Genomic DNA, 6,683 nt, shown 5'->3' with positions numbered 1-6,683 from the left:
AGCAGGAAGAGGCGCAGCAGGAAGAGGCGCAGCAGGAAGAGGCGCAGCAGGAAGAGGCGCAGCAGGAAGAAGCGCAGCAGGAAGAAGCGCAGCAGGAAGAAGCGCAGCAGGAAGAGGCGCCCACAGCGCCCCAGGAAGAGGAGATTGACCCTAACTGGCTTATCGAGGAGATAGAAAAGGGCAATGAGCACCTGGAGAAAAAGGAATATGAAAAGTCCATGGAGCTCTTTTTCGCCCTGTATGGCAGGGTGAGCGACAATCAGGATGTCCTGAAGGGCCTCTTCTTCAGTTACTGCGGCTTCAACTGCTGGATTGAGGCTTATGACGTCAGCAAGAAGATTGCCATTGCACTTCTGGATGGCGAAGAGAAGAAAGCCTTTGTCAATGCGCTCCAGGATGTGATCCAGAACAGGCTCAATCAGGTCCGAAACAAGGAACAGCAGAAGATGTATATGTCAGAGCTCGCAGAGCTCCTGCTGCTGCATAGCAATAAGAAGCAGCGTGCCCGGGAGATTCTCAAGGAAGCCTACAAGATTTCCGAGAGGACTTCTTATGATGAAAAGATCCTTTTTTATCTCTCGGGACTGATGGTGGAAGAGGGCGCCAAGAACACCGGCGAGTATCTCTATACATACCTGGAACAATACGGCGAGAGAATGGAGGTCTATGACAATATTGACCAGTTCATAAAAAAGGAGCCTGCATCGCCAAAAATAAAGGTTATTGACCGCATCAAGGATTATCTCTCGCTGCCTGAAAAGGAAGTGAACGAGGCTTTCAAGGCCAAGATCGAGGAGGATGTCTTTCCCCAGGCGGTACAGCTTTCACCGGCGATCTTCAAGAACATTGACGATCCCCGCGAGAGCTGGATCACCAACTTCTTTACCGAGAAAGTCTTCCCCATCGTGCCTCTGGACAGCGGCAGGCTCTCGAAAAACTTCTCCACCTTCCTGAAATCTTCGAAGCCTGCCAAGTTTCAGGAAGCTGCGGAGAAGGAAGTCAAGGAGTTCAACAACAGCATTTTCAAGATAGAGAACCTGGAGATCCTCCAGTACAGCGGTCATCAGCCCTTCTTCCTCCTGGTGGCCCCCTCTGACTCACCCTCGGTGATTCTGAACCTCTCCAATCTCAAGGAGCTCAGCGAGATACAGAGAAAGTTCATCATTCTCCATGAACTTGCGCATCACTTCAGGCATCACACCAGGATATGGGCTATGGCCGATGTGCTCACTGCCGAAGAAAAGCTGAAATTCACTCCCCTCATCAAGGAGCTTTTTGAGAAGACTCACACGGATATGCCCGGCAGGCTTGAAGAAAGGCTCGACGGGCTCGCACAGGAAGGTGAGAAGGCAGTGGTGGAGCTTGAGGGCCTCCTCCAGGAGCTCCAGGAGGGCGTGGAAAGCATCCAGCTTCTGAACCTCTTTGAGTTTCTCACCCAGAAGAAGCCCTTCAGGAGCATCTTCAATGTGATAGCCGACCGGTTTGCCCTCCTTGGCGTGAGAAATCTCAAGGAGGCAACTCAGGCCATAGTGAGGGATGAGATAAAGGAGGACTGGGTGCTTGAGGAGATCAGGAACAAGGGCCTGTCCGGGATATTCGCGCCGGAAGAGAAGTTCGCCGATGTAAAGCGGCGCGTCCAGGACCTCTGGGTCTACACCCTCAGGAATTACCCGACCAAGAAATAGGCTAGGGACCCTGGCCCCGTCTCTTCAGGTTACTGCTCATCACCCAGCAGAGGAATGACGATTGACGAGGGGAGAAGCCTTGAAGGCTCCCCGAGGGTTGTCATCGCGCAGGCGCCTCCGATATCGGCGCGCTCATTCAGGGATATCTCCATCCAGAACTCGCCTTTTTCCCAGGTCAGGCTCCCGTCTCTCCCGACAGGGAGAAGGGCCTCGGGAAGCTCTATGGTCTCCTGCACTACAAAACCCGAGGGTATCTCAATGGCTTTTTTCAGGTGGAGCTCCCAATCCCCGGCTGTGCAGGCTGCGCCCGCGACTATCCTTTCGCCTGGGCTCTCAAAGGCTGGCCTTATCAGCAGTGAATTCCTGGCCTCCAGCACAAACTCCGGAAGGCTCACCTCCCTCCCGGCAGGTGAGATCGTTTTTCCATCACGGAGTATCCTTGTCCAGGGGATCATTCTCGTGAGGGTCTCCCGGGGAGGAGTGCCCAGGAGCTGCGAGTAGTGAGGCGAGGTGACAAGCTCCAGTATCCCTCTTGAGAATACGGGGTGAGCCCCGCTGTTGATGACCCTCCCGGCCTTCCAGTAAGAGGTGAATCCTTCAAGACTCCCGGAAGAGCGCAGTGCCGAAAGCTTCTCTATAGGGAGGGTGTTCACTATGAGGGAGAAAGAGGCCCCTCTGGTGACCTCCCGGGCATCGCGGAGGACTGCCCTGATGCCGGTTTTTGTCAGATACTCGGCCAGATAGTCAAAGAGGACCGTCTTTTCCTGGTTCAGCTCCGTGAGGTCTTCCATGTCGGCCATGAGGGCTACCGAGGGAGAGGCCTCTGAAGCCAGCAGGGAAGAGATCTGATCGGCAATGAATTTCAGGGAATCAAGATAGGTGAATGATTCAGTCGGGAATCCCAGGCTCCTCCAGAGGGCCAGGTCCCATCCCGGCTTTGTGCCCTGGAAAACGATATCACCTGAAAGCCCGTTGCAGCTTATATCAAGTATTTTGAACGAGGGTTGGATATAGCTTTTATAAATAAAAGGGGCAATTCTTGTCTGGATTATCAGCGTATCTTCAGGCTTCCAGGGATTTTCCCTGATAAGCTCCTCGTAAGGGCCGGGACAGGCGAGGAGGCTCCTGATTGCGGGGCTCTCCTGCCAGAGGGCGTATGATTTCGCTATGAGGGTGAGGATCATTTTAAGCTTGAGGCTCGCGGCCCTGAGGGTGCGGAGATCGATGAAGAACCCGCGGAGGCTTGTTTCGGGGATATCCTTCAGGTGGGTGCCAAGGGCGGGGTCGCTCTTTCTCAACAGGTCATCAAGCGTCGAGAGGAGCTCGTGAAGGTGCGTTTTTCTGCGCTGTAAAGCGCCCTGGTGAGCGTTCATTAAGACCCTTTTCCTGCCGTTATGTGGTGGTTGCCCTCAGCACTTCCTCCATGGTAGTGACCCCCTTGATGACCTTTTTTACGCCGTCATCCATGAGGTTCTCCATTCCATTATCCCTGGCAATCTTCCTGATGACATTTGCCTCAGGGGAGCGGATTATGGCGCTCTTGAGATCTTCGTCAATGACCATGATTTCGAATATTGCGACACGCCCATGGAATCCTGTGCCAAGGCAGTCCTGGCAGCCTTTGTCTCTCTGGCGGTAGAATTGAAGCGTCGAGGGAGGGCTCTTGATATTCATCCCTCTCAGCTCCGATTCGCGGGGCGTGTAAGGCTCCTTGCACGAGGGGCAGAGCCTTCTCACAAGCCTCTGGGCTATTATCCCGATGACGGAAGAGGAGATCAGGTAACTCTCGACACCCATATCCACGAGGCGTGACACTGCAGTCGGGGCATCATTGGTGTGGAGCGTCGAGAGCACCAGGTGGCCCGTGAGGGACGCATGGGTTACGATATCTGCAGTCTCGGGATCGCGGATCTCTCCCACCATGATCACGTCAGGGTCCTGGCGCAGGATGGAGCGGAGGCCGCTGGCGAAGGTGATGCCGATCTTGGCGTTCACGGGGATCTGGCCGATCCCCTCAATCTGATATTCCACGGGATCCTCGATGGTGATGATGTTCCTGCGCGGACTCTTGATCTCCTGGATCATCGCATAGAGGGTGGTGCTCTTGCCGCTTCCCGTGGGGCCCGTGATGAGTATTGAGCCGTAAGGATGAGAGATGAGGCTCCTGAGCTTCACGTAGTCTTCCTTCAGGAGGCCCAGGTTCTCAAGAGTGATGATCTGGATGCCCCTGTCCAGGATACGGAGGACGATTCTCTCGCCGAACTGGGTGGGCAGAATGGAGACGCGGACATCGAGGGCATTGTCACCGGCCTTCACCCTCATCCTGCCATCCTGGGGGAGGCGGTGCTCGGCAAGGTTGAGCCGTGCCATGACCTTCACACGGGCGCACACGCCGGTGTACTGATTCTTGGAGATCGTCATTGTCTCATGGAGCTCGCCGTCGGTCCTGATGCGCACCCTGGCATCGGCCTCGTAGGGCTCGATATGAATATCGGTGCCCCTTCTCTGGAGCGACTGCAGGAAGAGGCTGTTCACAAGCTTGATTATGGGAGCGTCCCTGGAATGGGAGAGGAGATCCTGTGTCTCCTCTTCAAGTATTTCGAGGGAGTCGTCATCATCGTCGCTCCCGGAGCCGATGTCCTGCACCAGGAGGTCCCGCAGGCCCATATCGATCTGATCTCTTTTCATGTAGAGCGGTTCCAGGTCTATCTGGAGAATGAGCCTGAGGTCCTCTATGGCCTCGAGATTCGATTCGCTGCACACGCCCAGCTTGAGGTCACCGTTCTCCTCTAAAGGCAGAAAGAGGTTGCGCTGCAGGAAATCTATGGGAATCTTTTCTTTAATCCTGTCCATTAAAAGACAACGGCTCCTCAGTGCGTTTCTTCCTTGCTCTCGTCTATGATGAAAGGCGCCTTTTCATTTTTGGCTTTGTCCTCGTGGATGATGCGGCCGTACATGTCGGTGATCTCCTGGAGCTCCCTGGAGTTGTTTATTATGTGGGGCGTGAGGAACACGAAAAGCGTCCGCTTTTCAGCGGTTTTTGACTTGTCTTTGAAGAGAAGATCGCCCAGGAGGGGTATTTTCTCCAGGAGAGGCACGCTTTTAATAGTCGAGAGGGTCTTGTTGTCGATGAGGCCGCCGATGATGATGGTCTGGCCATTCGCCAGGGTGATGAAGTTCTTGATCTCCCTGTTGGAGATTACAGGCACCACGTAGCTCATCACCCCGACATTGGGCTTGAGGTACTCCACGAGGTCCTTGATGGTGAGCTTCATGTCGATTCTCACCTGGTCATTCTGCCCGATATGAGGAGTAACTTCCAGGTCGAGCCCCACCTGCTTGTATTCATAGCTGATAACGGGCTGGTTGTTATTGTCATATTTCACCCCCGTGGCGAAAGGCTGCTCCGTGCCGGCTATGAACTTGGAGAGCTTGTGATCGTGGGTGAGCACGCGGGGCGCCGAGAGAAGGTTCAGGGCGTTGTCGGTCTGGAGCGCGTTGATAAGGGCAAATATCTTGGGATAGAAGACTTCCTTGCCACCTATTTCCAGGGTGACGCCCTCGCTGCTCACTCCCCCTGCAATGAAGCCTCCGGCGGCAAGGGTATTGTAGATGCCCTCGAGGCTGAGGCCTCCCCCGAACGAGGCAAGGCCGCCGTCAGTGACCACGTGCCACTTGGAGCCGATGTCCAGCATTTTTTTCAGGTACACCTCGGCAATAATGCATGTGATGAGCACCTGCTTGTGCTCGATGTCAAGGGAGTCGATCATCGGCTTGATCTCTGAATATTCCTTGTCAGTGAGGTAAAAGACCAGCGAGTTGGTGGTCTTGTCGAAGGAGAGCTTTGACGAGATGAAGGTCTCCTTCTCCTTGGACTCTGCAGTGCCCTGCTGCTCCTTTTTTATCTCCTCGACAAGGCGCTTTTTCTCTTCCATCATGGTGCCGATGGTCTTGGCCACCTCCTCGGCGTCGGCGTTCTTCAGGTAGTGGACGCGGAAGGTCCTCACGTCGGGCTTGATGACGCGATCTTCCGCGTCGATGTCCGAGAGGATGTTCTCGATCTGCAGGAAGTCCCTGTCGGTGGCCATGATAAGGAGGGTATTGGTGGGCTCGTACGCCGAGATCCTCACCTGCTGGTTCACGCCTCCGGCCGGCGATGCCGCCCCCTGGACGCCCTGGAAAATGGCCTGGAGCGAAGTGGCAAGCTCCTTCACCCTGATGTATTTCGGCTGGTACACCCGGAGCATGGAGCCCCTGTAATTGGCGTCAAGGTGGCGGATAATCTGGGTGAGGCGCGTCACGTTCTGCGAGGAGTCGGTAATAACCACGGCATTTGAAGGCTGGTAGGACGATATGATGCCTGTCGAGCCCATCATGGGCCGCAGAGTATTGGCCATAAGCTCGGAATCGGCGTTGTTCATCAGCACAAGGGCCACCACGTAGCCCGTCCTGAGCTTCGGGACCCTCATGCCCACGTACCTTGTGTCTTCCTTGCGGGCGTCGGCAATCGGTATGACCTTATAGGCTTTCCCGACCTGCACCACGCCGTACCCTGCTGCCTCGACGGCGGAGATGTAGAGGTTCCAGGCTTCCTTGACGGGGACTTTTCTAGAAGAGAGAATCGTGATATTGCCCGATACGCTCTTGTCCACGATAATGGTGCGCTTCGTGAGCTCGGCCATTATCTTGGTCATGACCTTGATATCGATGGAGTCGAAATTGAGCATGATGCTCCCCGAGCGGAGGGCATTCGAGATTTTTTCATCAATCTTCGGGGTCTCTTTCGGCGCCCCTCCCGCCGGCGAAGCCGGTGCCGGACTCTGTGCAGGGCAGCTCCCTGTGAGCATGGCAAGCATGGCGAGCACTGAAAGCATGACGAGTATAGTGAAAGACAACTGTCTCATTATGACCACCTCTTTTACTGACGCACATCATCCTTTCAGGTATGACGATATCGTCAGTAATGCTCTGCGAGTATGAATCTCAAAAGACTGCTAT

4 protein-coding genes are annotated in these 6,683 nt (G+C 54.9%); 1 reads left to right on the top strand and 3 read right to left on the bottom strand.

What is annotated here, in order from left to right:
• Positions 1–1,685: hypothetical protein (locus RDV48_14180; protein MDQ7823944.1), on the top strand; the 1,685-nt coding region annotated here is incomplete at its 5' end.
• Positions 1,686–1,714: 29 nt separating this feature from the next.
• Here RDV48_14180 and RDV48_14175 read toward each other — a convergent pair.
• Genes RDV48_14175 through gspD form a run of 3 tightly spaced genes read right to left on the bottom strand, consistent with a single transcriptional unit; the run spans position 1,715 to position 6,589 of the window.
• Positions 1,715–3,058 (bottom strand): hypothetical protein, encoded by a 1,344-nt coding sequence (locus RDV48_14175; protein MDQ7823943.1) that lies wholly within the window; start codon positions 3,056–3,058, stop codon positions 1,715–1,717.
• Between the two features lie 19 nt (positions 3,059–3,077).
• Complete coding sequence (locus RDV48_14170) at positions 3,078–4,538, bottom strand: GspE/PulE family protein (protein MDQ7823942.1); 1,461 nt, start codon at positions 4,536–4,538, stop codon at positions 3,078–3,080.
• A 17-nt stretch (positions 4,539–4,555) separates the two neighbouring features.
• On the bottom strand, positions 4,556–6,589 hold the full coding sequence (gspD, locus tag RDV48_14165) for a type II secretion system secretin GspD (protein MDQ7823941.1): 2,034 nt from the start codon (positions 6,587–6,589) through the stop codon (positions 4,556–4,558).
• Positions 6,590–6,683: the final 94 nt, after the last annotated feature.

This window comes from Candidatus Eremiobacterota bacterium (assembly GCA_031082125.1).
In the GTDB taxonomy this organism is placed as follows: domain Bacteria; phylum Vulcanimicrobiota; class CADAWZ01; order CADAWZ01; family Ess09-12; genus Ess09-12.
Note: the sequence above shows the minus strand (reverse complement) of the source record. Positions and strands in the feature narration are given on the sequence as shown.

Excerpts from the sequence above, each read along its gene's own strand:
- RDV48_14175 (MDQ7823943.1), bottom strand. The coding sequence starts at position 3,058 with ATGAACGCTCACCAGGGCGCTTTACAGCGCAGAAAAACGCACCTTCAC.
- RDV48_14170 (MDQ7823942.1), bottom strand. The coding sequence starts at position 4,538 with ATGGACAGGATTAAAGAAAAGATTCCCATAGATTTCCTGCAGCGCAAC.
- gspD (MDQ7823941.1), bottom strand. The coding sequence starts at position 6,589 with ATGAGACAGTTGTCTTTCACTATACTCGTCATGCTTTCAGTGCTCGCC.